The organism is Streptomyces sp. CHD11 (genome assembly GCF_018638295.1).
In the GTDB taxonomy this organism is placed as follows: Bacteria; Actinomycetota; Actinomycetes; order Streptomycetales; family Streptomycetaceae; genus Streptomyces.
Genome location: NZ_JABTTS010000047.1, coordinates 1 through 26,603, shown reverse-complemented (window position 1 = coordinate 26,603; position 26,603 = coordinate 1). Strand labels below are relative to the sequence as shown.

The following is a 26,603-nucleotide window of genomic DNA, read 5'->3' as shown; positions in this document are numbered from 1 at the left end:
TAGGCACTGTCCGGCGGATCATGTGACTTTCCGACCGGTCGCTCGTTGGTTGGGTCATGGGCCGGGGGGATCTGACGAATCGCGAGTGGTCGTTGCTTGAGCCGCATCTGCCACCTTTGGGTGGCCGGGGCGGCCGGTGGAACGACCACCGCACCGTGGTCAACGGGATCCTGTTCCGGGTCCGGACCGGTGTTCCGTGGCGTGATCTGCCGGAACGCTATGGCTCGTGGAAGACCATCTACGAGCGGCATCGCCGCTGGTCGGCGGACGGCACCTGGGACCGGATCCTGCAGTCGGTCCAGGCCGACGCCGACCTCGCCGGGCGGATCGACTGGTCGATGGTCGGCGTCGACTCGACGTCCTGCCGGGCCCATCAGCACGCGGCCGGCGCCCGCAAGGCCCGGCCGCGGGTCCCGAAAAAAGGACGACGCCCCGGCACCACCGCCCCGACGAGGGACTCGGACGGTCCCGGGGCGGCCTGACCTGCAAGATCCACCTCGCTGGCGAAGGCGGCTGCCGCCCACTGACCCTCCTGCTCACGCCGGGCCAATGGGGCGATGCCCCGCAGATGATCGAGGTCCTGGACCGGATCCGGGTCCCTCGCCCACTGGGCGGACGGCCCAGAACTCGGCCCGACCACGTCAGCGGCGACAAGGCATACAGCTCACGCCGCAACCGCCGCTACCTGCGAAGACGCCGCATCCGGCACACGATCCCGGAACCGAAGGACCAGCGGGCCAACCGCCGACGCAGAGGCAGAGAAGGCGGCAGGCCCGCCGGCTTCGACCGCGACCGCTACCGACGCCGCAACGAAGTCGAGCGGACCATCAACCGGCTCAAGAACTCCCGCGCGGTCGCGACTCGTTACGACAAGCGGGCCTACGTCTTCCACGGCACCGTCACCGCCGCAGCAATCCGGCTCTGGCTCCGCCAGTGATCCGCCGGACAGACCCTANGCCGGCTTCGACCGCGACCGCTACCGACGCCGCAACGAAGTCGAGCGGACCATCAACCGGCTCAAGAACTCCCGCGCGGTCGCGACTCGTTACGACAAGCGGGCCTACGTCTTCCACGGCACCGTCACCGCCGCAGCAATCCGGCTCTGGCTCCGCCAGTGATCCGCCGGACAGACCCTAGCGCTGAGATAGGCGGAGGCCCGGTCGATGTCCCTGTCGGTGAGGCGTTCGCCCTCGAAGAGGGACAGCGGGTCGTGCAGCACGTCCGCGACAGCAGGCAGCAGGATGTCGTCGTGTTTGCGGTGCCACAGCCAGACCAGCAGGCCCTTGCGTGCGGCGGCGGCCCGCGCGGCCGGGTCGGCGCGCCGGCGCCTGCGCTCCTCCATCCACTCAAGGCCGCGCGGGGTCAGGTTGGCTTCGGGGCCGTCGTGGGTCGTGTGACGGTCGTCCAGGAGCCGTTGGCCCTTGCAGAACTGCAGGAGTTGGTACGTCTGGTTCTCGGTGAGGCTGTGCGACTGCCCGAACTCGGTGATCGGCACCCCGCCCAGTGGATCAGCTCTCGTGCGGTCGTAGACCCATTCCACGAGCGGTTCGTGCAGGGCGGAGAAGTCGGCGGACACAGGGTGCTCCCTTGCTCGGTACGACGGGCTTGCTGATGCTCATGGCTTTTCGATGAAGGGCAGTCCGACGGCGGCGAGTTTTGTCTGCAGATTGATGTCCCTGGTGGCCACATAGACGGCAGAGCCAGGGTGTCGGGACTGCAGCAGCAGGGTGGAGGCCACAAAGCGGTCGTCGGGCACATCGAGGTCGAGCCAGTTCGGCAACCCGTCGCCCTTGGGTTCGATGTGCTCGAAGATGGCGTGCACATCGCCAGCCACTCGTACGCCGCGCAGGACGTCGCCGTTGGTTCGCAGCCCTTTCAAGCGGCGGTCGGCCTTCTTCGCCGCATCGCGGATGTCGGGGTTGCGACCGGCGAGCTTGTGCTCATCCAGCTCCCGTAGAACAACGGGCAGCAGGTGGACCATGTACCGATTCCCGAGCAGCGGCGTGTAGATCGCCACGTCGGGGTCATCGAGGAGCATGTTCGTGTCGACCGCTACACGCACCGCCCAGGCGTCATCCGGCAGGAGCTCGCCCAGCTTCCGGAGCGTGGCCACGGCCGCCTTGACCTTGTCGACGGCCTTGTCAATGCTGGCCGGCACGGTGGTGTCCCGGGGGCGTACAAGCCAGCGCTGCAGGAGGGCAAGAGTCCCGTCGAGGCGCTTGGTGACCTCCGGCGTCGGATGCGGGAACAGCAGCCGGAACAACGGTTCCCATTCCCGTACGCGCCCCAGCAGTTCCATCCTTCGCGTCTCGAGCTCGGGGCCGCTGGGTACCCAGCCCCACTTCGCGGCACCGGCATACAAGATGCCTCTGGATGGGCGGTTCGGGTCGACGTTCCGGATCTGCGAGTCCGCAAGGACCTCCAGGAAATCCGCTTCGATCAGGTCCAGATCTGACCGAAGGCGTTCCAGGTACGTCGGCGGGGCTTGTGTGGCGGCCATCTGCCGATGATGCCGCACACCTCTGACAACCCATTCCCGTTCCGCCCGGGACCTCTTTACTACTTCCCCCCACGAGCCCACCGCTGTGTCGCGGGCTACCACGGGGCTCGCCAATGCACACGGTCGGGACGCCCCGAACTCCCGGCTGCGTCTGCATCACGCCCACGGCCGGGAGTTCGGTGTGCACCGAGCACCAGGTAAGACGCCCCACAGCATCACTGGGGGCGTCTTACCGCACACGCGTCAGGAGGTGAGTGCGAACCAGTCGTTGGCAGGCGGCCACCTCCGCGGCCGCATCACATCCCGGATCCGCAGGACGTCGGCGCACCGGCCCTCGATCGCGTCCACGGCCTCCGGCGGCGTGTGATCGGTGAGCCGCAGGACGCGGATCCGGGCGAAGGCCCTGCGTTTCGCCGGGTTGTTGTCGTGCCTGTCCAGCCGTCCGAGCAGGCCGTCCGCACGGTTGGCCTGCCCCAGCCAGCGGAGACGGTGCTCCGTGTCTGAGATCAGGTAGATCGCGGTGGTGATGTCCAGTTCCTCGTACCGCCACCGCTCGGCCCAACGCACGGGCCGGAAGAGAACCTCGTCGAGGTACCGGCCGGCTGCTCGGGGCAGTGCGCCCAGGCGGCCGTCGGTCAGGACCGGGCCGGTCGGCAAGGCGCCACTCACAGGGCGTCACCCTCCTCCGTGAACTCTTCCTCGAACTCCGCCAGGTCGTCGTCCTCGTCGGAGTCGCTGGCCTCCGTGAGGAACTTCTCCGACGCGGACTCCTCGATGGTCGGGTTGCCGTACTGCATGTCGATGATGGCCGACTTCAGCATGCCCACGTCGGAGTGCACCACGGACAGAGCGCGGAGAAGAGCGGCGATTTCCTGCTCCACGGCTCCGTGCAGAGGCCGCTGACCGGCCTCCTGAGCGTCGGACAGAAGGGAACGCGCTGTTTTGAGCACCTCGACCAGGGCCGTGGGCAGATCGCCGGTGACGGCGTCGTAGAAGCGGCCACGGGTGTCGTTGAAGATCTCCAGGGGGGTGGGGTCTGGAGGCTGCGGGGTCGTCCCATCGGTGCTGCTGCCCCGGAGCGTGAACGTCGGCGGGCGCTTGGTCTGGGCCTTCGGGAAGACCGTGTCGAACCAGGACTTGTCCGCCTTGGTGTCTTCGATGGGAAGGCCTTCGGGGTCCACCTGCCGGGGTGTCGTGTTCTTGGCCGTTGCCCTGGCGAGCTCGTTCATCAGCCCGATCGTCCGGCGGGGCTGGCTAAGCATGGCCTTGCGGGCGTTGATCGTGCTCCGGCGGATCTTCTTGTCGGCGACGGTTTCGCCGTCCTCGAGCTCCCCGCTGCCGCTCTGTGCGCCGATCGACCCACGGTCCGCCTCGATGATCTTGCACTCGGCGAGCCAGTGAATGCCGCGGGTCGTCAGGAAGCGGTCAAGCGCGTCGAGGTCGAGCGGCTGATCGGCGGTACTGACGGCGCCGATCACCTTGTCCCACGCGGGTTCCTCGGCGAGGTGCCCCCGGAACTTGATGAAGGTGCTGCTCAGCAGGCCGTCCAGGACACGAGGATTCCAGCGGAAGCTGTATCCCTCACCGATCACCGAGGAGACCATGCGCAGGCGGTGCCAGACGTGGTCCTTGCTCGTGGCGTAGCGGGCCGGCTCGCCCAGCACCCGGCGCAGGGCCCTGGCCCGGGCGGGGTCCTTGGGGAAGACGACGGCGTACAGGGCGCGGTCGCGCCGGTCGCGGGCAGTGACGATGCCTTCGCCGGGACGGTGCTCGGGATCGGGGCCCTCCCCGGCGAGCCAGGCACGCTCCTCCTCGCCGATCCATCCGCGCTGCTTCGCATCCCGCAGAACGGCACGCAGGTCGGAGGCCGCCTTCTCGACCAGGGTGTAGCCCAGGGGCGGGCGCCGGTGGTCGGCCCGATTCGGGTCGAAGACGACGTTGTGGAAGTCCTCCGGGGCGGAGGTCCCCACGATGATCTGCATCCTGACCGTGGCGACCATGGCGGCCTGCTTCGCCTGGCCATGGAGGGAGTGCCGCTCGTCGTCGAAGGCGACGCGCAGCCTCTCCGCGAACGCCGGCACCCACACCGCGGGGTCGGCCACCTTCGCGGGAACGCCGTCGACACCGTCGAGTCCGAGGAGACCGCGATCGATGCCGAAGATGATGTCCTTCGGCACCAGGCCGTGAAGCGCGAGGCGGGCCCGGCTCCGGTTCGCGCCCTTGACGGCGGTCGCGTCGAGAACCCGGCGCACCTGGGCAGTGATGCCACCGTCCAGTTCCTTGACCGGTTCCCGGACCTGACGCAGCAGCAGGGCGTGCAGGGTGGTCTCGTTCTGCCCGTAGACCTGCATGTCGTCGATTAGCTTGTAACCGCGGTCCCCATCAGCCTGGTCGAGGGCATCGGTCATGGTGCCGATCAGCCCGCTCAGCGTCTGGCTGTCCACCGGGGCCGCGGTCGTCAGGAATGCCGCTGGCAGCGCGCCCTCGTGTCGGCCGGTGACCAGACGCGGAAGCATGCGGGCCGGGTCAGAGTTGTGGCGCGCGGGAGAGTGGAAGAAGCGGCGGATGCGCTCGTTGTACTCGCCGGGAGTGCCGGCGAACCCATGGACGGTGACCTCCATGATGTCGAGGCCGGTGCTCGGGTCGCGGTTGATCACTCCGGGCTTGATCCGGTACTCGGCACCGTCTTCGCCGCGCTGCCTGAGGAGGTAGTCCTTGGGGTGGACGATGTAGGGGGCGAGACCGTCGGTGATTTCCAGAGGGAGCCCGGTGGTCTCGTGCAGCGCGACGGAGAAGGTGCGCGTCCACGTGACCTTGTCGGCGCCCGGGAATGGATTGCTCTGGGGGTGGTCCTCGTCGGACTCGTAGTCCTCGATGATGTCAGGATTCATGGCTGCCTCCCGAGATGGGGGTACGCGGCTGCCTGGGCCGGCTGGTCCGGGCAGAGCACGAAGGCGCCCGGACACCCGCACTTTCTCGGGGGTCATCAGTCTCAGCTGCCGCACGCATACGCGATATGAGCGCTGAACCCGTCCGCTCGTCGGCCCTCTGCCGCGACGCGGTGGTCGTCACGATCCGAAGATCGTGTCGCGATCCGGGGATCGCGTGACCAGACGGTCATTGCGGGCGCCCCCGACCCGGATGGGCCACTGGGGGTTCAGGAAGACTCACGGCATGGAGCCGAATGCTGTCGTCCAGAGTACCGGGGCCCACCGACAACGCCGCCCTCTTTCGGTGACGCCGCTTTGTGAAGGCGCCGTAACTACTGCAGCAAGTCGCCGCTGCGTGAGCAAGCTACAGGCCGAAGGCCCGGGGCTCGCCTCGTCACGGCCGTTCTCTACAGGTCGAACTCGAGGTGTTCAATGCCGGTGAGGCGGACCTCCTCCAGCTGGCCTGCGCGGCGGCCGCTGTCCTGGAAGTACACCTCCTTGAGGGCTTCGGCGGCGATCTGCTGGAGCTGCTGGTCGGTGGCGCCCTGCTCCTGGGCGTCGAAGAGGCGGGCGGCGTACTGGGGAGGCAGCGCGACCGTCAGGTGCCGCAGCCGGTCTTCGTCCGTCGTCCCGATCGGCGCGGTGTAGCCGATCCGGGCGCGGGTGTCGATGACGATGCCGCCGGTGGTCGCCGCCTTCTGCCGCGCCTGGGCGCGGATCTGCGGCTGCCACCGCTTCTTCACCTCCCGCTCCAGGCGGGCTGCGAGGTCCGGGCGGGGCTTCTTGATCTGGTCCTTCACGTACCGCTCGACCGTGCGCTGCGAGATCCGCAGCATCTGGGCGACCGCCTTGGTGCCCTTGAGCTGCCTGACCAGGTACCGCATCTGCGCGGGCGCGCTCTTGGGCACCGGGCGGGTGAACGCCTTCTGCACCGCGGCGTCCAGGCCGTCTCCGAACATGCTCATCGCCGTCTACTCCCCGGTGTCCTGAGCGGTAACGGTGCCGTCCTTGATGTACCGGGCGAGGTTGAGCTCCGGAGCGTTGAACTGCTCGCGCACCCCCTCGCCCCACAGCACGCTCTGGGTGCCCTCGTGCTTCACCAGCCCGGGGTTCACGCCGAGCTTGAAGCCGCCCGGCAGCGGCTTGCCGTCCCGGTAGGGCAGGAAGTCCAGCGGTGACGGCCCGTCGGAGGCGTAGACGGCGCAGTCCGAGAGGACCGCGACCGGGTACTGCCCGGTGAAGGCGGCGTGCTTGACGATCTTTCGGTGCATGTTGATCCGTGTGCGGGAGATGACGGCGGCGCGGATGTCCGGGCGCCAGGTGGGCCGAGCAAGGGCCCGCCACGGCTGCCCGGGCTTCCAGCCCTCCCCGCGCGGGCGCTCGCGCAGCTTGCCGATGCCGCCCTTCACGGTCGCCTTGATCGCGGACACCACGATCGCCAGCTGAGGGTCACGCTGCCGGTAGCCGTCCATCGCCTTCAGGAACTCCTCCGGCGACAGGTCGGCGCCCACCCCAAGATCGGCCATCGTGGCGAGGTACGCGTCGCGCAGCCGGTTGTACCAGCCGTCCAGGTAGCGGCCGTTGTCATGGCGGACGTACGCCTCGACCGGCGTGACGTCGTAGCCGAGCTCGACCGCGTACGCGACGGTGGGCGTGGCGTACCACGCCGGGCCCTCGGGCCTTTCACCCTTCGGTGTGAACGGGCTGGGCAGTAGCGAGCCGTCCAGGTCCACCCACGTGTCCTTGGCGACCTTCACCCTCGACAGGTCGATATGGGACAGATCGACCAGCCACGCGCCGGGCAGTTTCGCGTCGAAGACGGGGGTCTTGACGTGCGTCGGCGCGCCCAGGCCGACCGTGAGGCCGTTCGCGCCGGCGGCGAAGGCCATGTTCACGTCGATGCCCACCAGGTGTGGGCGAAGGCATTCGGCGTCAGTGAGCGGGCGCGCCCAGTCGTACGCCTCCTCCACCAGCACCTCTGCCGGAGTGCGGTGGTGGAAACGCGGCAGGTCTGCGAGCAGCGGGTGGCCGTCGGGGGCCTCGCACGGTGCGCAGTCCACCAGGTCCTTGCCCAGCGAGCCGGGGTTGTGCTCGGAGTGACGCTTCCCCGTCTCATCGGGTTCGGAGGCGCGGGTCGGCGGGTGCAGGGCGGTCATCAGCTCCAGGCCTGTGACGGCAGTGGAGCCGCGCGGCGTCATCACCCGGGACGCATATGTGCCCAGCAGCCGGGCCAGGTCCGCCGGTGGCAGCTGCCCCGTGTTGGCCCAGTGCCGGGAGTCGAGCGCGTCCCACGACGGAATGCACAACTGCACGCACGCCCGCTCCGAACCCTGCGCGGGGCGGTAGATCCTCGCCCACGGCCCGAACCCGCGCTTCGTCAGCTTCCATTCCGCGCGGGCCAGTTGCTTGATGACCTTGTGGCCCTCCGGGATCCGCCCGGCCAGGCGCTCCTCTTGTGTGAGCGTGACCGGCAGACCGTAATGCTCCAGCGCAGCCTCCGTGAGTACAAGCAGCGGATCGCCGTCCTTGCCCGGCCCGGACAACTTCGGCTGACCGAGCCGCCCCTCGCTCAGCGTCCACTCCGCCAAGGCCGCAATCGACTTCGCCGGTACGTCCAGGACCAAGCCGCCGATGCAGTAGGCCAGCACCCTGACCATCTGCGTCGACGTCGACGACCGCGAGCGGCCCGTTCTCGAACCGTGCATCGACACCACCGGCTGGGCTGCCGACGGGGGCGGCGTTACGCGCGGGCGGCCGCCGCGACGTCGGCCTGGTCGTGGCCACCGGATGCGGCACAGCGGCGGGGCGCAACGCGGTGTCCTCGGAAACAGGCTCCGGGATCCGGTCTGCGGTTAGTTTGGTGCGGGCTTTGGCCGGTTCAGCGACCGATGGCGCAGGAACGGCCGGGACGGCAGGCGTCTTGGGGACCGCCGTGTCCTGAGAGGGCACCGGGGCGTTGGCGGGGTAGAGCTGGGCGAGCTGCTTGAGCATGCGGGCGTAGGCATCGCGCTCCGGCGGCCTCGGCTCGGTCTTGCCGGCCTCCCAGCCGCTGACCGTCGCGCGCCGCACCTGCAGTGCGGCGGCCACCTCGTCCAGCGTCAGACCGTGCGCCTGGCGCAGCCGTTTGCGTTCCGCCGGGGGCGGCAACGGGGAGCGGGACGAGACCAGCGCGTCAACCGCGTCGAACAGCTCGGACATACAGAACCTCCTGCCCCAGACCCTAGCGTGAAGCGCACCTTTCGCGTACCAAACACGTACGGATGGCGTAAATGGCGGTTGAGAGTTCTCGGTTGCTTCGGGAACTGCATTCTCGGGCTTGGGTTGCTGCTGGCTCTTTAGCCGAGGGCCTTCGGTGGTGTCTTGGCTATGCCTGAACTGGCCGGGGAGAGCGGCTTGGTGTGAGAGATCTGGGGAGCAGACGGCCGCCGTGCACCAGCCATCGCGGGGGCAGAACGCTCGGGGGCGGGCATGGGTGAGATCGTCAAAGGGCTCGAGCGGGCGTTGCTGACCCGTCCCGTGCCTACGAGGGATGCCGCTGTGCGTTTCCTGCTCAGGGCGGAGAAGGGCTCCACGAAGAACGTGGCTGTCCTCCTGGGGATCTCCCAGCGCACGGTACAGAGGTGGGTCACCACCCGGCCGGGAATGCGCCGCCGTCCCAGTGCTGTGCATGCAGGGCTGATCGATGAGGCCGTCAGGGCACGGTGGCAGCCCCTGGTGCGCGCCCGCCGACGGGCCCGGGCCGAGGCCGACGGGTTTGTCTTCCACACCAGGGCGCGGTTCGGTTTCGCCGCTCCGGCAGGCTCGTCGGACGATCCGCGGGTACGGCTGATCACTCAGTACCTGTCGGGAGAAGTGGCCCGCGAGCTGTTCGCTGCCCGGGACGCCGGCGGGGGTGAGCAGCAGCAGATGGTGATCCTCGCCCGCGCTTTGGGGCATGCCTACTTCCGGGACGGAGGCCTGCGCGCCCACGGTCTCGGGATCGCCTTCACCGACGTGGAGTTCGCCGATTTTTCCATCGACTGACCGTGCACGCGGGTTCGGACTCAGCGCGAGGACGGGGACTGGTGCCGTGTCAGCATCGCGTCGTAGCACCGTGCTTCCTTACGTTCGCGCCAGTCCCACTGGATACGGTCGGCAGGGCCGGTGCGCTGGCTGGCGGGCGGCTGCGGCGGGCAAAGCCTCGCTGCCTCCGCCACACGCAACAGGTGGGGGCGGTCGTGGGGGCCGGCCAGCAGGTGCTGGTCCTGGGCGGTTGCGAGCCGGGCGAAGCAGACGGCCGCCTTCAGGAAGACGCGCGCCCACGGCGGCACGCGGTGGGTGGCGCAGCCGTCGGTGTAGCGGGTGCGGTCGTGCAGGGCCAGGGTGGCCGCGGCGTCGTCGTAGTCGCCAGGGCGGGCGGTGGCGAGCTGCTGGAAGGAGACGCCGGTGAAGAGCGCGGCGGCGAGAGCGGCGGCCAGGCGGGGATGAGCGGTCACGGCGGCCAGGCGCCGGGCAGCTTCCCGGGCTGTCTGCCCGGTGAGGGGTGCGGGTGGCGGGCGGTGCCGGAAGACGATCGGCGGCGGCGTGCACGGGGCGGTACACGGGGCGGGGCTGTCGTAGGAGACGAGGCGGTCCAGCACGGGCAGGGTGAGCCACCGGTTGGCCGGCCGGGCGGGCGCGTCAGCAAGCGGGGATACGGCGGCCGGTGTGCCGTAGTAGTGGCGGCGGGCGGCCTGGAAGTCGTCGGTGACGCAGTAGTCGGCCGTCTGCAGGGCCTGGTGCAGGGCGGCGGGCAGGTGGGGGCGGTGGCAGACCAGGGTCAGGTGGATGCCGGTGAGGGTGCGCAGTTGCAGGAGGCGCATCGTGCGGCGGGCGGTGAGGCGGTGGGCGCGCAGGACGGTCAGCCGGGTGACGGGTAGGGCCGTGATCCAGGCGGTGGCGGCTTCCCAGGCGGGCTGACGGCCGGCGGGAAAGCCGCCCGGGAGCAGGGGCGGTTTGCCCAGGGCGGCGAGAAGGTCGTGGGCGAGGCCGGTCTCGCTGGTGGTGCCCGGGCCCGGGTGGAGGGTGATCCGGCCGGACGGCACGTGGTGGGCGGCCAGGGCGGTGTGCGTGTGGAGCGCGTCGTCATGACGGTCGGTGACCACGGTGACGGGCGGTGGCGTGGCGGTCATGCGAGGCGGCTGAAGGCCCAGCGCAGCAGTTCCCGGTCGGCCCGGGGCCGGCCGGTGCGGGCTAGCCCGGTACGGGTGTGGGCGGTCAGCTGGGCCCAGGCGCGAAAATTTCCATGGGCGGCGTGGCTGTCGGCGAAAGCGATGTCGTCGGGGTCGGCGTCGGCCCACACCGGATGGAACAGGGGGATGACCTGCTGGACTTCGTCGGGGGTGAGGCGGGTGAAGTGCTGCCAGATGAAGATGCGGGAGGAGAGCATCGGTTCGCGGCGCAGCACGGTGTGGCAGCCCTCGCCGCCGACGAAGATGATCGCGAGCTGGGTTGAGGGTTCGTCCCACAGGTAGCGGAAGTACTCGAACGCCTCTCCGTTGAGCCACTGGGCCTCGTCGACGAGGAAGGTGCGGGGGTGTTCGGCCAGCGCGGTTTTCAGCAGGCGGTCGAACTCGCTGGGGTGGCGGGGCGGTTCGCCGGGCAGGTCGAGGGCGGTGAACAGCTCGTAGCGCACGGCCCGGGCGGTGGGGCGGGCGCGGAAGGTGATCCGTCGGACGTCCTCGCCCGGTTCGAGTTCGCGCAGGCAGGTGTTGACCGCGAGGGTCTTGCCGTGGCCGGCGCCGCCGTGGATGCACATCATGGCGCGGGCGGCGACGGTGTCGGTGATGTTCTCCCGCGCGGTGAGCAGGGCCCGGGTGGTGACGACGGCCGCGTCGGGCAGGTCTACGTACTGGTAGGCGTCCTCGGTCATCAGGCGTCTCCTGCGGGTCGGGAGCCGGGCTCCGGCGCAACGTCCGCCGACGGGTCGGCTGGATCGGGGGCGGGCGGGGGCGGCGCTGTGCCGGCCGCCAGGGCGGGCGGGGTGCGCCAGTGCGCCGGAGGCGGGGCGGGCGGGATCAGGTCGGGCAGTGCCAGCCGTGCGACATCGGTGTAGTCGGCGGCGGCGAGTTCACGCTCGGCCTGGGCGGCCGTGACGGCTCCCAGCCGCTGGGCGGGCTCCGCACGGGTGGTGGGGGCGAATCGCTGGCGGCGCAGGCGTTCGGCGGCCTTCGCGTCGGCGCGCAGGCGCCGGGCGCGCTCCGCGCGTGCCTCGCGCAGCGCCTGCAGTTGCTCGGGGGTGGCCGCGTCCGCGAGGTGCGCCGGGCCGAGGTGACGGCCACGGGCGTCGCAGACCTCGATCTCGTGGTCGTGGTGCGGCATGTAGCGCACGCGGACCTGGCGGCCGGCCTGGCCGGTCATCCACGCGGCGGTGTAGGTGCGGCCGCGCCAGCTCACGCCGTGGCTGGTCAGTTTCCGGGGCCGGCCGTCGTCCTCGAGGGTGAAGGCCCACAGGTCGGCGGCGGGGATGTCGGTGACAGGGGTCGGATCGGCCTGCCACGCCTCCAGCGGCGTACGGCCCGACAGGACTTTCGGGCGGTGCGCGGTGTTCCACCAGTTCGTCCACGCCAGGACCTCCGTGGTGAAGTCCTGGAACGACAGGGCGGACACCGAGGTCCGGCGGGACGGGCCCAGCAGTGCCGGACGGCTGCGCGCGTACGCCCCCGGCCTCGGCCGCGGCGCGCTCCATGAGCTGGCGGTGGACTGCGGAGGCGTTGCCGTGCCAGTACGCCAGCAGCACCCGGATCTCCGCGGTGATCTCGAACCTGCTCGTGTGGCGGGCTCCGGGGTGCGCAGCCGCCGCCGGGCTCTGGGATGCCTCGGCCAGCCATCGCCACACCGTGCGCTCCGATGCCCCCAGGCACTCCCCCGCCAGCCGCACGTGCTGCCGCGAAAGACCGCCCCGGGCCCGCAGCGCCAGCAGGCGGCGCACCGCAGGCGCCCGCAGCGCAATCAGCGACTGCTTTCCGAGCACGCCGGCCGGATCCCCCGGCGGCGGCCACTGACCTCCCGCGTCAACGCCGTGGCCGCCGTTGGTGTCCTGCGGTCCGTTGTCCGTCATCGCGCCGTCTCTCCTCCTCGCCGAACGGGATGAGGCTCTCTGCCATCGGAACCGGTGCGTCCCGGGCGCGTGAGAGGGGCAGTCATGAGTACGGGCCGAGCCGGGCGCAGGCCTGGTCGATCGCGCCCCGATCCACACCCGCACCGGGGTCGCGGCCCCGGGCTGCGCAGACATGCGAGGTGATCTTCGCCCAGGTACGGAAGTTGCCGCGGGCGGTCTGCTCATCCGCCCGTACCAGGTCGACCGGATCAGCGTCCTCCCACACCGGGTGGAACAGACCCAGCGTCTGCGGCACATCCTCCGCGTCGAGACGGCTGACCTGATGCCAGGTCAGAACCCGGGAACGCATCGCCGCTGCCCGGGCCAGCGCCCGCTCACAGCCCGCCCCACACAACACCAGGGCAGCCGCACAGCCCGGCGAGTCCCACAGCTGCCGCAGATAGTCCAGCACCGGCGGCGACAGACGCTGCGCGTCATCGAGAAATAGCACACCCGGCTCGGCCAGCGCCTCCACCAGCGCCTGGTCGGCCGGCCCGGCACGGCGCGTCAGCGACCCCGACGGCAGCCCCAGCGCCTCGCACAACGCGGCCCGCACCTGCGGCAGCCCGGGCCCGACCCCCACCACCGCCCGCCACACCGGCACCCGGCCGGGCAGCAGATGCAGAGCCTGCTCGACCGCGACCGTCTTCCCCAGCCCCGTGTCCCCGGCCACCTGCCGCGTCGACACCAGCCGCGCCCCCGGCGCGTACAGGCGCACCCCGCCCGACACCCGGGTACGCGAAGCGTTCTTCACCGCGCCGGGCCGCTGTTCACCGCCCGTCCCGGACGGCTCGGCATCCGGGCCGTCCACGACCGGCGGACCGTTCGCACCCTCTGCGAAGCCGAGTTCGGCCAGCGCCCGGTCGTACCGGCTCGGCTCCACCAGGCCCGACGCCGCACGCGCGACCTGAAGCACCCGGCCCGCCCTCAGCTCGTCCTTGATCGCACGGTGCAGCGTCGCCAACGACGGCACCACCTCGACACCCCACCGCTGAAGCACGCCCTCGTCCTGCGCCCGGAGCATCCTGCGGCGCAGCTCGGCGACGTTCCCGCCTAACTGCGTGAGCACCTCCCACAACGGATCGCCCACCGTGAACCCGCCCTGCCGCCGCCGCGCCTCCATCCGCCCCTCGCGCCCATGCTGCAGCCACCGCCACACCGTCCGCTCCGACACCCCCGCCAAACCGGCCGCGATCCGCACGTGCAACGCCGACAGACCGCCCTCACCCCGATCCACCGCCAGCAGCCGCCGCACCACCACAGCCCGCTCCACCCGCCCGGCCACCGCCAAAACAGCCGGACCCGGCACCGTCTCCCCCACCGGGGTTTCCGAACCCGTCACAAGGCCAACCCCACCGCCCCGGCCACCCCCTTCACACGAAGACCGGCAAACCCAACACAGCCGGACCGCGATCTGCTAGCCGCACCGTGACAGCCACCTGGTCACCCCATGACAGCAGCCGGTCTCCACCCGCGACCGCCGACCCGGCTGACCGCAGACAGCTGCCGAAAGTGGCTGCTGTGCAACGCCAAATCCTTTGCTGGCCGCCCGTATTTTGTGGTGAAGTGCCCCATGGGCTCCCGCACGAAGCGACGCGAAGCGCGCAACAAGAGACATCGCCGTTCCGTGCCGGAGACGCTGGTGCTCGATCCGCACGCGCAGGTCATAGCGGATTCCTTGACCACCATGACCACGCTCATGTCCTCCTTCACTGGCGACGACCCTGTATCTGAGGCTGACGCGGCCTTCGCCGCGGCGATCGAGGAGTTCGTCGTGGAGGTGCAGCGTTTCGACGCGATGCGGCTTATCGAGGTGGCTCGTCAGCGATTCCTGCCGATGGCCCGCGAGGGCGAGATACCTGTCACTGCGGAAGCGGGCGCGGTCTACGTCGAACTGCTGGCGCTGATTGCTCTGACCGCCCGGCAGGAGGCAGGGACGACGGCCGGGCCCGAAGCCGGATTTCAGGAGATGAGCCACTTCGTCTCCAGCGCGAAGGAAGAGCTGAGCAAGGTCCTCTACCTTGCTCAGCTGCGTTCATTCGCACGTGCTGACCCGACCGACAAGCTCGCCATGGTGTCTTTGTTCATTCGGGGCGCCGAAGTATGGATGCGCAATCCGTCATATCCGGAAATGGTAGAGGAAACCAATCTGGCGCTCCTTGACGGCGTTGAGAGCGTCCGCGCAGCCTTGCAGGCGCAACTGGGCTTCGACGCCGCGGATGCAATAGCCGTCCTCAACGCCTGCCACGACCTGCAGCAGGACAGGCTGAACGACCGCATTGAGGCGATGGGCAATGCGGTCCTGGACGCGATGGCGGCGGAGGACGAAGGCCGGGCGGACAGGCAACTGACGGAACAGGCCATGCTCAGCGTCACGTCGATGTTCGAGCCACCTGCCGAGCAGGCCACTGTCACGATCGACGACATCGTTGCGCATACGAGCCTGCCGGAAGAGTGTGTCCGGGCCGTTGTCGAGCGATTCCGCTTGGACCTGGGGACGGACAGTCCGATAGATGTCGTCGAGGCGTTCACCAGCGGAAGGAACCCGCTGCGAACGCGGCCACTTATCGTGGGCGCAGACGGGCGTCTGATGCTGCCGCACCCGGCGTTGAACGTGTTCGCTGTGCGGGAGAACCTCGAGGAACACCTGAAGAAGACAGCTCCGGTGTGGAGCCAGTACGCCAAGCATCGCGGAGACCTTCTCGAATCCCGCACACACGCCGCGCTGGAGCGTGTCCTTCCCGGCGCTCGATTCCGGGACGGAGTGGAGTACTACCTACCCGCGAGCGACGATGAAGCTGAGGCCGCCGACCCGTCGAAGTACACCAAACGGGCCGAGGGCGACCACCTCATCGTCCTCGACGATGTCGCCATCATCGTGGAGGACAAGGCCGTCGCTTTGAGCGCCCTATCCCGCGGGGGCAAGACGGCACGGATCCGTACCGACCTGACCGGCATCATCACCAAAGCAGCCGAACAGGCCGGGCGCATGCGCGACGCCATCGAGCGGGACGGCGGCCTCCGCACCAAGAACGAGGGATGGATCGACCTCAGCCAAATCCGTGAGATCCACACCATCGCCGTCAGTCTCGATGACATATCAACGGTCCTGACTGCCACCGCCGAGCTGGTGCGGGCCGGTCTGCTGGCCGAGGGCAACATTCCATGGACGGTATCTCTGCACGATCTCGAGCTGATCACCGAACTGGTGGCACGTCCGGCCGAGTTCCTGCTGTACCTGCGTCGGCGCCGCAACCCCGACGTCACCGTGATGTTCCACGCGCCTGACGAAATGGATCTGTTCCTATACTTCTTCGAGGCAGGCCTTTGGGTGGAACCCGACCCGGTGCAGGTGCGCGCGGCGTTCCCCTTCCTACCCGAGCCGGCCACAGCCGAACTGCGCCGCTACCGAACAAGAAAGCCTGCGTTCCTGACCAGCCGAACCGATGCTCTGGACCAGTGGTTCCACACCCAAGGCCGCGACGGCGCGCGCTCAGCACTGGCGCCCAAGCCGGCGATGGTGCCATCGCCGCTCGCGCCACTGGTCGACGAGTTGCAGTCCCGCAATGTCACTGGATGGCTGAGCATCGGCGCCACGCTGCTATCTGGGGCAACCGACGTGCAGCACAAATTCGCCCGCCACGGCGACGAACTCCTCAACAGTCCGAGCCCCAAGGGCCGTAGCCTGACCGTGCCGCTCACGGCCAGCGTCGACCCAGCAGAGGGCTGGCTGTTCGTGTGGGCCACCCGCCCGGCTGGAGCCGACCCCAACGAGACCGACGGGAGGCTCCGCAATTATCTCCGCGCCAAAATGCATCAGCTCGATCTACCCAGAGGCGTCGTCTTCCTCTACGACCAACCGACCCGCAAGCTCCTCGACATCTGTTACGACGGGCACACGGGGCCGCTTGATGCTGCGCTGACGGCCAGCTTGTCGACCCTGCGGCCGCCCTCAGAGCTCCATCGCTCAATCCACCCGAACGCCAAGCGACCGCAAGGCGGCACGAGAAACGCAGCACGGCACAAACGGAAGCGGTAGGAACGACCCTCGCCAGAAGCTCCTCCGGCGACACCAGCGCCGACGATCATGGGCCTACGCCACATCTCGACGCACTGCGCGGAGCCGCCCGCGTCGGTGAGCAGCCGGATCCGCAGGACAGGCTTGTGCGCCTTCTGCAGCCCTCGGCTTCGTCCCCGAGCGCCTGGAATGATCTCCGTCTCGGTACGCCGAAAACACCGGCCTACGAGAAACCCTCGATAGGAACAGCCACCCCCACGACAGCCAACCCGCCCCGCCCCAGCCGCTCAACGGCAGCCATTTGGTCACCTCATGACAGCAGACCAGCACACGCCCACAGCACATGACCAGGCAATCAACAACCGAACACCGCTGACGCACAACCCCTGCCACCAACACGCCCACTCACAGGCGCCCACGAGAAGGGCGGAGTCGAAGGCCAGATCGGCTTCTTCCGCCGGAACCACTTCGTTCCCGTCCCCGAGGTCGCCTCGCTCGCCGAGCTGAATGAGATGGTCGAGCAGTGGGACCGGCAGGACGACGCCCGCCGCATCGGCTCAAGGGCCAAGACCGTCGCCGAGTGCTTCGCGCTCGAACAACCGCTGCTGATGCCGCTGCCGCAGGAGCCGTTCGAGACGGGCCGGCTGTTCACGCCCCGCGTCGACCGCTATGGCCAGATCCCAGTCCGAACCAACCGCTACTCAGTCCCGATCCGACTGATCGGCAAGCGGGTGCGGGTGGTGCTGCGTGCTTCTCACCTGGTGGTTTACGACCAGAACGTGGAAGTAGCCCGCCACGAGAGGCTGATTGCCAAGGGCGGCTGTCGTCTGGACCTGGACCACTATCTGGAAGCTCTGGTCCGCAAACCGGGTGCCTTTCCCGGTGCCACCGCGCTCGAACAGGCCCGCTCGGCGGGCAGGTTCACCCCGGTCCACGACGCCTGGTGGGCCCAGGCGATGAAGACGCATGGCGAACGGGACGGCACTCGTGCCCTGATCGAGGTCCTGCTACTGGGACGTCACCTGCCTCACGAGCATGTCGTCGCCGGCCTGGCCGCCGCCTTGCGGGCCGGAGCCATGACCGCTGATGCGGTCGCACTCGAGGCCCGCAAAGCCGCCGAGGCCGAGACCGAGCCCGAAGCTGCCTCCGGCGTGCTGGTCTCCGGCCAGCCGTCGGCCACGGTGACGTCCCTGCACGAATGGCGGCTCGCGCACCTTCCGCCGGACACCAGGCCACTGCCCTCGGTGACCCCCTATGACCAGTTGCTCCGACGCCGCCGCACCAGCGGCAGCGACCACCATGAGGGAGAAGCCCAGTGACCCTGCCCCGCCAGCGAGGCTTGACCGAGCAGGCCGCCGACGCCGCGATCGACAGTGCCTGCCGCCTGCTGCGGCTGCCCTCGATCCGCAACGAGTTCCCCGACATCGCCGACCGCGCGATGAAGGACCAGATGAGCTACCGCGGCTTTCTCGCCGAACTACTGATGGCCGAATGCGACGACCGGGCCCGCCGACGATCGGAACGGCGGATCAAGGCAGCAGGCTTCCCACGGGAGAAGTCACTACGGGCGTTCGACTTCGACGCGAATCCGAACATCGACGCGGCCACCATCCACACCCTCGCCAGCTGCGAATGGATCAAGAAGAGCCAGCCGCTCTGCCTCATCGGCCGACTCCGGCACCGGCAAGTCCCACATGCTCATCGCCCTGGGCACCGAGGCCGCGATGAAGGGCTACCGCGTCCGCTACACACTGGCCACGAAGCTCGTGAACGAGCTGGTCGAGGCCGCCGACGAGAAGCAGTTGAACAAGACCATCGCCCGCTACGGCCGCGTCGATCTTTTGTGCATCGACGAGCTCGGCTACATGGAACTCGACCGCCACGGCGCCGAACTCCTCTTCCAGGTCCTGACCGAACGCGAGGAGAAGAACAGCGTCGCCATCGCCTCCAACGAGTCCTTCGGCGGCTGGACCAAAACGTTCACCGACCCACGCCTCTGCGCGGCCATCGTCGACCGGCTCACCTTCAACGGCACCATCATCGAGACCGGCACCGACTCCTACCGCCTCGCCAGCACCCGAGCCCGAGCCGAGGAGCCCGCCAAGGCCGGCTGAGCTCTGCCGCTACCTCCCTCGATGGTCCGCCGCCCTCACGGGCGGCGGACCATCCTTCGGTCAGCTCGTCGAAGTTGCCTGGTGAAAGTACATACGCCAGCCCGTTTCCGTCAGACGCCACAAGGAGCTCCGCCATGCTCGGCGCCCCCTGTTGTCGGCGAAGTACGTCAGGTGAACGATGCCCGGAGCGAGTACGACACCGGACATCTCGCTGACCTCGACCGGAGAATCCGGGTCCACTGAACCGGCACTCGTCACGGTGAGAATCGACGTCGCATCCCAACGCCTGCCAGACGCTCCGAACTCCGTGAACTCCGGGTCCAGAAGCTCGGAGACCAGGACCGGGGAAGCACGCACGTCAGGGTCGAGAAGCTGCATCTCCGCCGCGATGGCCGCCTGAACGGCCCGTTCACCCTCGTCTGCCATGCATGAACCCTACGGACGGACCCCATCCCGCCCAAACGAATAGTTGACGGGACGGTCAGCGGCCAGCAGTGCCGTCCCTTCTCGTCAACAATCCTGGATGGGCTGATCACCAACTGCCGTCGGAACCCGTGCACAAGTGCTGTCACTACACATCGACGAAGCCACTGCGGGCGTTCATCGAAGTCGACCGGGCCACCATGGGACCCGAACGCCTCGCCGCCAAACTCGGCCACTACGCCCGCCTCCACATCGCCCGCACCCGTGGCTCGGCAGCGGCAACAACCCTTCCCCGAACCGATCCAGGAGACCTGGCGCCAGCGTTATCCGCTCTTCCCCCGCCTCCTGTTCATCCTCGACGGCACCGGGCCTGCAGGCATCCACGCCCGCATCAGCGCTTTGCGCGCTGCCACTCGGGCACACGACCTCGCCGCATTCCTGCGCGAGGTTCCCGTCCTCGCCACCCCCATGACCGACCTGCTTCTGCACGGCCCTACCGCACCCATCTGGCGGCCCGTCCAGAACCCCGACCAGCAAGTCGACTGGATGCACACCCGACACCCCTAACCACCACCACGGTCAGGACCATGGCCGGTATCCGACCAGGCACTGCACAGACCCCGGCCGCAGCCACCACGACCCGACCACGGACGGACCCCACCACAGCAGGCGAACGCCATGCACAGGCCATCGCGCAACCGAACGCGCAGCAATTGCGCAGCCATCGAGCGCCTGGCAGGGGAAGCCCGGTGGGCGGTGGGGCACCATGCCGCCGCTTCTCAGGCACGCGGAGCTCGAGGTGGGGTAGCAGGACGGACGGCTGGACGAAGTGGCAGACGCCCGGGTGCCGGCGGGAACACGGCGGGGCGGTGGCGGACAAGACCTGGGGAAGTCACACACCACCACCGCCCACCGTAAAAGCAGCCCCGCCCCATGGGCCGCCCATGAGCCCGACCACACAGGCCAGCACACCACGCACACCCAGGCGCCGGATTGCGCAACCACCCGCCCACTGCGCACTGACGCACTACTCCGACCACAGCCATGACCCTGACCTTCGGCCGCAGACTCGGGTGGATACGCATCCGGCATCCCCCTCGTCACGATCAAGGCCATGGTCGGGGTCGTGGCCAGGCGTCACACAGACCCCACCACGGATACCAGGACCCCGACCGGGATCCTCACCACACAGGACAGCCCAGCGCGCAACCGAACGCGCAGCAAATGCGCAGCCACCCCCCGACATAGCCACCGGCTGCGCAACGCGCGCCCACCAACGCGGAACATCAGGGACCATCCCCACGGCTGCTGTCTCCTCCACGAACAGCAGCGGCACCACCGGCATCCACGCCCGCCCCGGCCCTCCACGCTGCCCGCCGCGGACACGATCTCGTCCAGCAGTTCGCACTGTCCTCCGCAGATGTCACTGAGGTCCAGCCGCCTCGCCCGGACAGGTTGCCCGCCGCGGGCACGATCTCGCTGCGTTCCCGCTACGTCCCCGTCCTCGCCGCCCCATGACCGACCTCCTCCACCACGCCCCCCACCGCATCCATCTGGCACCCCGTCACCGACCCCGACCACCGGCTGGACGCACTCACACGGCTGACCACCCCGCCCACCACTGCACCGAGCACCGAGCAAAGCCCCTGCCGGTGGGCAAACGGCGCTACTGGACCCATTCGGCCCTGGCCTGCTGGCATAGGGACGCACTGTTGATCAATTTTGAACGTGCGGGGCTCACCGGCTCATCTGTCGCCGACGCCGATCAGCCCCCTGGGTACCGCCCCACGGCTGACAGGACCGAGGGGCGGTACCCAAGAAAAGACCACCCCCTCCGACAACTTGCTACCTTGGCCTTCACCGGCCCCGGACCGCGATCAACTTCCCCGCTCCCCACGAAGTCGCGTCACTGCAACCCACGAAGCCGCTACCCGGATGCACTATCCGTAGCTGGGGACGGAACCGCGTCCGTCGTGGGCGCTGGAACATGCCCGGTGGAAAAGCGTGCCTCGCGCCACGGCAGAAGCAGCGCACTCGCCATGCACAGCAGGCCGGCGACGAGCAGGGCACCGCGTACCCCCGCCGCGGCAGCGATGAGACCACCGGCGATCACGAACGCGGCCTGGCACGTCTTCGCGCCCACCGACCCGTGTGGCCGCCATGCGATACGTGGTGAACGGCGGGTTGAAAACCCCGGCGGACAAGAGCAGGCCAAAGTCGGCGGCCACGATGACAAACACCCCGAGAGCGGTCCGGACGTCGTCCTGGCGCCGCTCGCCTGGCCCTGTAGGTGGGCTCGGCGAGTAATGCCTTGTGCGCTCGCCGGCCGGGGGCCCCGGACCGCGTTCTTCGCGCGGATGCCGGGGCACTGGCGCCGGGGACGTCAGTTCAGGAGGGCGATGCGAATGGCCCGCTCGACGCGGGCGGCGGTGTTTTCGTGTCCTGCGGCGTTGGGGTGGACCAGGGTGGCGCGCTTGCCGATGGGACCGCAGTTCAGCAGCGTGCCGGGGAGCTTGGCGGGCCAGTAGTCGGCGGCGTCGCCGCAGATGCCCTCGACCCACTTGGTGTCCGCGGGCTGGCAGGCGTCGTGGCCCACGCTGGAGGAGTAGACGTCGACGTAGCGGTCGCCGAAGAAGGAGGTGACCCGTTGGATCGTGTTGTTCAGCTGCTTGAGGACGTCGTCGCGGAGCCAGTCGATGTCGGCGTGCTTGATCGAGCCGAGCTCGGTGAGGGCGAGGCGGTTGCAGTCGCTGGCGTCCTCCGGCAGGACGGCCGGGTAGCCGACCGTGATCACCTTGGCGTTGGGCGCGGCCTCGTGCACGTTGGCCAGCATCTGGATGTACTCGTCCTGGACCCGGGCGAGCTTGTCCTGGATGCTCTCCTCCCCCTCGGGCGGACTGGTGTAGTACTCGCGGCAGGACTTGCCGGGTGTCGCGCCCAGTTCGAGGCACTTGAGGAGTGTGCCGCCAAAGGGCAGGCTGTTGCCGCCGACGCCGATGGTGACGACGTCGGTCTCGTCGTTGAGGCCCGCTCGCCGGATCTGCGGGTCCACCGCGGTCCAGCCTCCGGCGGGGGGCTGGACCGGGCTGATCGGCGTCTGCTTGGTGTCGGCGATGTCGGCGATGGTGGCGTTGCCGCAGCTGACGTTGGTGAGCTGGACGTACTTGCCCGGCGGGAAGTCCTCGAGCTCCCGTTGGACAACGCCGGGGTAGGCGTCGCTGGTGCGGTCGCAGCCGTCCCGCGACGTATCGCCCAGGGCGGGCTGCGGATCGCCGACGAAGCCGCCGGCGGTGTACGAGTCGCCCAGCGCGGCCCACTCGTACTGATCGGCCGCACCGGCGGGGAGCGAGGGCACGAGCGCGGACACCGCCAGCGTGAGCCCGACGGCCAGGGCTCGCGTGCGCGGGCGGGAGACGGGGTGTGGCATGGATCCTCCAGGGCTAGCCAGCAGCGGGAGTTGTCGAGGTGAAGGCCGCCAGTCGGCGTGTAGATGTTGCACACACCCCTAGCCTCCTTTGACTCTACGTAGTCGCATGACTGCGCTCTGAAAATAGAGGAGGGCATACGGTCGCCTGACGCGTGTGTCGGGTAAACCACCCGCCCGTATTGCACTGAGGCTCTGGCCTCTGCGGCGAATGCGCCGGTGGCCACCCGCCCCCGACCTCCCCTGCGAACCGCGGCAGCCCGCCGGTGGCGGCCTGATGTCCGCGATGGCTCAGAGCGCAGCGCAGGCTACCGTCCGGCAGCTCGCTGCCTGGAGCGCGGACAGGGCCCTTTCCAGCCCGCCCGACCGGCTCAGAGCCCTGGGGCACGCGCTACCGCGGCCCTGGGGGCCGAGCGGCCGTTCGAAAGCACAGTGGCTTTGTTCTCGAGAACCGGTTCTGGCTCAACTTCTGTGAAGCCATGTCGGCCGGGCAGGCCCCGCCCCGGAGCAAGCCGTTGACCTGTCAGTTCTCAGGGCTCACGACCTCTGACACGGGGAATCGGCTGGACTTCACAGAAGTTGCGCCAGAGCCCGTTCTCATGGCAAGCCAGCCGTCCATTGCTCCACACCGACGGCATGGTCTGGCCGTCTGCTGTGTCCGTCAACGGGCTACCTGCCCGGCTCACCCCCGAAGCCGCGTGCCGTGGCGGCCTCGAGCGGCACTTTCGGTCATTCGGTCGGTCCGCATTCAGCGGTAAGGGCGGGCGTGCCGTGGGCCCGCAGCGTGTGTGCGGCGTAGTGGACAGGCGACGACCCGGACGCTGCCCCGGCCGAACGTTGAACAAACGGACTGGTCAGGATTGTCCGAGATGGCCATGCAGTCACTTTACGCATTCAGGCGATCACGCTTTGCTTCGCCCGGCAACAGCGCCGCCCCCTCCGGCCGCACCTCGCGACCTGGCCGCCTCGTTCGGGAGGGATCCACCCATATGGCCAACGAACTCCACTACGGCGACCGCATCCACCTGCAGAACCTCTACCAGGGCGACGGCGGCTACCTGGACTCCAACGGCAACGCCACCGCCGGCGGCGCCAAGTACAACGTGTACACCGCCGCCACCCCCAACCGCGGCGAGGGCACCGGCACCTGGGAGGTCGTCTCCGCCTCCTGCGCCGCCACCGGTTCCCCCGTCCGCAGCGGCGACATCATCTACCTGCGCAACCTCTACGGCGGCAACGGCGGCTACCTCGACGTCAACGGCCAGGCCAACGCCGCGCAGAAGAACGCCGGCAGCCTCTACGACGTCACCACCGCCTGGGGCAAGGACCGCGACGAGAACAGCAGCCGCTGGCAGATCTTCGACCAGACCACCAGCCCTCAGGACGGCCTGGTCCGCTTCAACGACACCGTCCTGCTGTGGAACACCTACCACGGCCGCGGCGGCTTCCTGGAGACCAACGGCAACGGCACCGTCAGCGGTGCCCGCTTCGAGGTCGACACCAACCCCTACTTCAACCGCGCAGCCGACGTCACCCTCTGGAAGATCCTGCGCGCCTGACCGGCAACCCGGGGGCGGCCCAGGCCCGGCGCCTCCGGTGCTGTCGGGTGCACTCGGTCTACGGCTCACTCGGCTCAGGCCGGGCACAACCGGCCGCCAAGGCACCCTCGGGGCACCCAACCGGCCCGATGCCGTCGCGGATTCTGCGCGGCTTGTGCGCGGCTTGTGCGCGGCCGTTTCCGGATCTGGCCGCGGAGAAGGGCTGGCCGCCGCTGATCCGGACCCGGGCCATCGGCTATCAGCTCGGCGCCGACCGGGCCGCGCTGGAGGCATACGAGAGGGCGGTGGTCAGGGAGAAGCTGACCGAGTTCCGCCGCTTCACCACCGGCACCGTCGGACCGCATGCCGCCGCCCACCCGAACGACAAGTGGGTACGCCACATCGTCGCCCAGCTCAACTCCATCGAATCCACCCTCGACCTGATCGCCAGCTCCTGAGACTCTTCGGTGGGCCGCCCGAGCGCCGACCGGGCGGCCCCACCCACGTCGACGAAGGCCATTTCGTCGTGTGTCATCGCCGCTATCCCTCGGACACCACCGATGTCGAGTGGACATTGATCGAGCCGTTGCTGCCGCCGCCGGCCTGTAAAACCGCGTGGGGCGGCAGGCCGGAGAAACATCCCTGCCGGGAGATCGTCGACGCGATCCGCTATGTCGTCGACACCGGCTGCACATGGAGGGCCATACCTGCGGACTTCCCGCCCTGGCGCACCGTCTGGGGGTTCATGGCCCGCTGGGCTGCGACCGGTGTCCTCGGACAGATCCGGGACGCTCTGGCCAGGCGGATCCGCCGGGAGATGGGCAAGGGCCCCCGGGCGGTGGCCACGATCATCGACTCCCAGTCAGTCAAAGCGGCATCGACCGTCGGGAAGGACTCCCGCGGTTACGACCCGGGCCGGCCGCAAGCGCCATCTCGTGGTCGACACCCGTGGTCTGCCCCTGATGGTCATAGTCACCCCGGCCGACCTGCACGACTCCCAGGCGGCGAAGGAAGTCCTGTTCCGCCTGCGTCTGATGCACCCGGAGATCACCATCGTCTGGGCCGACCGCGCTTACGCGGGCAAGCTCGCGACCCGGGCCAAGAAGCACCTGAACCTGACAATCAAGACCGTCGCCCGGCCGAAGGACTCCTCCGGGTTCATCCTGCTGCCCCGGCGCTGGGCCGTCGAACGGTCCCTTGCCTGGATGATGGACGCCCGCCGGCATGCACGCGACTACGAACGGCTCATCCAGCACTCCGAGACCCCAATCACCAGGGCCGCCATCACCCTCATGACACGCCGCCTGACGCGCCCCGGCAAGAACACCCCACCCTTGGACCTCGCAGCCCTATCTCAAAGGGCCTGATGGCCGGCGGCGTCCCCACCGGGGTCGTCGGCGAGTACGACGGAAGCGGTGATCCGCTTGCCCACCGGTTCCCGGTGGACGCAGAAGCTCTGGGACACCGCCATCACGATCTCCAGCCCGTGCTGGCCGACCCGTTCCGCGTCGGCTGCGAGCACCGACGGCAGCGTGATCTCGCTGTCCCAGACGCTGATCTGCACGGCACCCTCGCTGATCTCCAAATCCAGCAGGCACGGGCCGGGCGCGTATTTACGGGCGTTCGTGACCAGCTCGCTCACCACCAGCTGCACCATGCCCATCACCCGCGCCGACACCGGATACCCTTGCTCAACCTGCACAGACGCGAGGAAGTCACGGGCCATGTCACGGGCCTCGGCGATCTCCGCGCTGCCCTCGAACGCCGCGGAGACTGCGATCGCACGATCGACAAGCGGCTCCTGACCCCCGTTTTGGGCAGCAGCATCCATGGACCCGCCTCACTTCCGAAGCGCCGAGCAGTGCCCCACCCAGCTACCCCGCAAACTGCACATCACCCTCACACCGACGAGTTCTGTTTCTGGAAATTCTCTGCGGGTATTCCCACCTGGGCAGAGCCGAAGGGACGGAGCGGATCGAGGACGAGCAGGCCGGGAAGTGGAGCTTCCTCACCACCCACGCCCGCGTACTGCTGGTCATCACTCACGACCCTGCCAGCCGCCTGCGCGACATCGCCGCAGCCTGCCGCATCACCGAACGCACCACGCTGAGCATCGTCACCGACCTCGAACAGGCCGGCTACCTGCACCGCGAGCGCGACGGACGCCGCACGCGCTACATCCTCAACCAGGACGGCACCCTCCGCCACCCAGCAGAAGCACACGTAACCGTCCGGGAACTACTCGAACTCTTCACCGCACACGACAACCAACACTGAAGCCGCCACCCGCCACCTGCCGCACTGCGAAGACCCCAGACACACACGACTACAGAGCGTCTCCATCACGTCGTGACCGGCTTAGGGTCTGTCCGGCGGATCACTGGCGGAGCCAGAGCCGGATTGCTGCGGCGGTGACGGTGCCGTGGAAGACGTAGGCCCGCTTGTCGTAACGAGTCGCGACCGCGCGGGAGTTCTTGAGCCGGTTGATGGTCCGCTCGACTTCGTTGCGGCGTCGGTAGCGGTCGCGGTCGAAGCCGGC

At 69.0% G+C, this 26,603-nt stretch carries 21 protein-coding genes and 4 pseudogenes; 11 read left to right on the top strand and 14 right to left on the bottom strand.

The window, feature by feature from the left end; translation table 11 throughout:
• Positions 1-56 precede the first annotated feature (56 nt).
• Both HTV45_RS31930 and HTV45_RS31925 read left to right on the top strand, forming a co-directional pair.
• Positions 57-937 (top strand): IS5 family transposase gene (locus HTV45_RS31930; RefSeq protein ID WP_215209384.1). Its coding sequence is split into 2 segments (ribosomal slippage): positions 57-417 and positions 417-937, totalling 882 coding nucleotides; the frame shifts between segments, so codons are not numbered across the junction.
• Positions 938-986: 49 nt separating this feature from the next.
• Positions 987-1,118: pseudogene (locus tag HTV45_RS31925) on the top strand (IS5/IS1182 family transposase); the annotation flags it as partial.
• Here HTV45_RS31925 and HTV45_RS31920 read toward each other — a convergent pair.
• From HTV45_RS31920 to HTV45_RS31895, 6 genes and pseudogenes are all read right to left on the bottom strand, one after another.
• On the bottom strand, positions 1,061-1,576 hold the full coding sequence (locus tag HTV45_RS31920; protein ID WP_215209383.1) for a hypothetical protein: 516 nt from the start codon (positions 1,574-1,576) through the stop codon (positions 1,061-1,063). The pseudogene HTV45_RS31925 and the gene HTV45_RS31920 sit on opposite strands and share 58 nt — an antisense overlap.
• A gap of 39 nt (positions 1,577-1,615) precedes the next feature.
• Positions 1,616-2,500, bottom strand: a complete 885-nt coding sequence (locus tag HTV45_RS31915; protein ID WP_215209382.1) for a PIN domain-containing protein — start codon at positions 2,498-2,500, stop codon at positions 1,616-1,618.
• A 243-nt stretch (positions 2,501-2,743) separates the two neighbouring features.
• On the bottom strand, positions 2,744-3,169 hold the full coding sequence (locus HTV45_RS31910; protein WP_215209381.1) for a hypothetical protein: 426 nt from the start codon (positions 3,167-3,169) through the stop codon (positions 2,744-2,746).
• Positions 3,166-5,391, bottom strand: coding sequence for a hypothetical protein (locus HTV45_RS31905; RefSeq protein WP_215209380.1), 2,226 nt, complete (start codon positions 5,389-5,391; stop codon positions 3,166-3,168). Before HTV45_RS31905 ends, HTV45_RS31910 begins: the two co-directional genes overlap by 4 nt.
• Positions 5,392-5,837: 446 nt before the next feature.
• Complete coding sequence (locus tag HTV45_RS31900) at positions 5,838-6,395, bottom strand: XRE family transcriptional regulator (protein ID WP_215209379.1); 558 nt, start codon at positions 6,393-6,395, stop codon at positions 5,838-5,840.
• 6 nt (positions 6,396-6,401) lie between these two features.
• A pseudogene (locus HTV45_RS31895) lies at positions 6,402-8,628 on the bottom strand (helix-turn-helix domain-containing protein).
• Positions 8,629-8,967: 339 nt separating this feature from the next.
• Between HTV45_RS31895 and HTV45_RS31890 the strand changes: the two are divergent.
• Positions 8,968-9,453 (top strand): XRE family transcriptional regulator, encoded by a 486-nt coding sequence (locus HTV45_RS31890; RefSeq protein WP_308309805.1) that lies wholly within the window; start codon positions 8,968-8,970, stop codon positions 9,451-9,453.
• A 20-nt stretch (positions 9,454-9,473) separates the two neighbouring features.
• Here HTV45_RS31890 and HTV45_RS31885 read toward each other — a convergent pair whose 3' ends face one another.
• The 4 genes from HTV45_RS31885 to HTV45_RS31870 form a co-directional block, all read right to left on the bottom strand.
• Positions 9,474-10,580, bottom strand: coding sequence for a hypothetical protein (locus HTV45_RS31885; RefSeq protein WP_251693268.1), 1,107 nt, complete (start codon positions 10,578-10,580; stop codon positions 9,474-9,476).
• Entirely contained in the window at positions 10,577-11,320 is a 744-nt protein-coding gene (locus HTV45_RS31880) for an ATP-binding protein (protein ID WP_215209377.1), read from the bottom strand. Before HTV45_RS31880 ends, HTV45_RS31885 begins: the two co-directional genes overlap by 4 nt.
• Positions 11,320-12,057 carry a Mu transposase C-terminal domain-containing protein gene (locus HTV45_RS31875; protein ID WP_215209376.1) on the bottom strand — a complete coding sequence of 246 codons (738 nt, stop codon included), beginning with the start codon at positions 12,055-12,057 and terminating at the stop codon, positions 11,320-11,322. The genes HTV45_RS31880 and HTV45_RS31875 overlap by 1 nt, the downstream gene beginning before the upstream one ends.
• Positions 12,058-12,590: 533 nt before the next feature.
• Positions 12,591-13,889, bottom strand: coding sequence for an AAA family ATPase (locus HTV45_RS31870; protein ID WP_215209375.1), 1,299 nt, complete (start codon positions 13,887-13,889; stop codon positions 12,591-12,593).
• A gap of 285 nt (positions 13,890-14,174) precedes the next feature.
• Between HTV45_RS31870 and HTV45_RS31865 the strand changes: the two genes are divergently transcribed.
• The 3 genes and pseudogenes from HTV45_RS31865 (at position 14,175) to istB (ending at position 18,679) form a co-directional block, all read left to right on the top strand.
• Positions 14,175-16,586 (top strand): preprotein translocase subunit SecA, encoded by a 2,412-nt coding sequence (locus tag HTV45_RS31865; RefSeq protein WP_308309804.1) that lies wholly within the window; start codon positions 14,175-14,177, stop codon positions 16,584-16,586.
• Positions 16,587-17,077: 491 nt separating this feature from the next.
• On the top strand, positions 17,078-17,884 hold the full coding sequence (locus HTV45_RS31860; protein WP_251693261.1) for a hypothetical protein: 807 nt from the start codon (positions 17,078-17,080) through the stop codon (positions 17,882-17,884).
• Positions 17,881-18,679, top strand: a pseudogene (gene istB / locus HTV45_RS31855) (IS21-like element helper ATPase IstB). The gene HTV45_RS31860 and the pseudogene istB overlap by 4 nt, the downstream one beginning before the upstream one ends.
• Before the next feature lie 60 nt (positions 18,680-18,739).
• On the opposite strand, the gene HTV45_RS31850 reads toward istB, so the two are convergent.
• The gene (locus HTV45_RS31850; RefSeq protein WP_215209374.1) at positions 18,740-19,105 is read right to left on the bottom strand and encodes a DUF4440 domain-containing protein; all 366 of its coding nucleotides are present in this window, start codon (positions 19,103-19,105) and stop codon (positions 18,740-18,742) included.
• A gap of 261 nt (positions 19,106-19,366) precedes the next feature.
• Between HTV45_RS31850 and HTV45_RS31845 the strand changes: the two genes are divergently transcribed.
• Positions 19,367-19,669 carry a hypothetical protein gene (locus HTV45_RS31845; RefSeq protein WP_215209373.1) on the top strand — a complete coding sequence of 101 codons (303 nt, stop codon included), beginning with the start codon at positions 19,367-19,369 and terminating at the stop codon, positions 19,667-19,669.
• A 1,816-nt stretch (positions 19,670-21,485) separates the two neighbouring features.
• Here the strand turns inward: HTV45_RS31845 and HTV45_RS31840 are convergent.
• Positions 21,486-22,529 (bottom strand): SGNH/GDSL hydrolase family protein, encoded by a 1,044-nt coding sequence (locus tag HTV45_RS31840; RefSeq protein WP_215209372.1) that lies wholly within the window; start codon positions 22,527-22,529, stop codon positions 21,486-21,488.
• Between the two features lie 986 nt (positions 22,530-23,515).
• On the opposite strand from HTV45_RS31840, the gene HTV45_RS31835 reads away from it, so the two are divergent.
• The 3 genes and pseudogenes from HTV45_RS31835 to HTV45_RS31825 form a co-directional block, all read left to right on the top strand.
• On the top strand, positions 23,516-24,085 hold the full coding sequence (locus tag HTV45_RS31835; RefSeq protein WP_215209371.1) for a hypothetical protein: 570 nt from the start codon (positions 23,516-23,518) through the stop codon (positions 24,083-24,085).
• 128 nt (positions 24,086-24,213) lie between these two features.
• Positions 24,214-24,522, top strand: a complete 309-nt coding sequence (locus HTV45_RS31830; RefSeq protein WP_251693260.1) for a hypothetical protein — start codon at positions 24,214-24,216, stop codon at positions 24,520-24,522.
• 68 nt (positions 24,523-24,590) lie between these two features.
• Positions 24,591-25,377 (top strand): annotated as a pseudogene (locus HTV45_RS31825) (IS5 family transposase); the annotation flags it as partial.
• 41 nt (positions 25,378-25,418) lie between these two features.
• Here HTV45_RS31825 and HTV45_RS31820 read toward each other — a convergent pair.
• Complete coding sequence (locus tag HTV45_RS31820) at positions 25,419-25,895, bottom strand: ATP-binding protein (RefSeq protein ID WP_215209370.1); 477 nt, start codon at positions 25,893-25,895, stop codon at positions 25,419-25,421.
• Between HTV45_RS31820 and HTV45_RS35115 the strand changes: the two genes are divergently transcribed.
• Positions 25,838-26,341, top strand: coding sequence for a helix-turn-helix domain-containing protein (locus tag HTV45_RS35115; RefSeq protein WP_308309806.1), 504 nt, complete (start codon positions 25,838-25,840; stop codon positions 26,339-26,341). The genes HTV45_RS31820 and HTV45_RS35115 overlap by 58 nt on opposite strands.
• Before the next feature lie 100 nt (positions 26,342-26,441).
• Here the strand turns inward: HTV45_RS35115 and HTV45_RS31810 are convergent.
• Positions 26,442-26,603, bottom strand: a 162-nt coding sequence (locus HTV45_RS31810; protein WP_215209385.1) for a transposase, incomplete at its 5' end; no start/stop codon positions are given.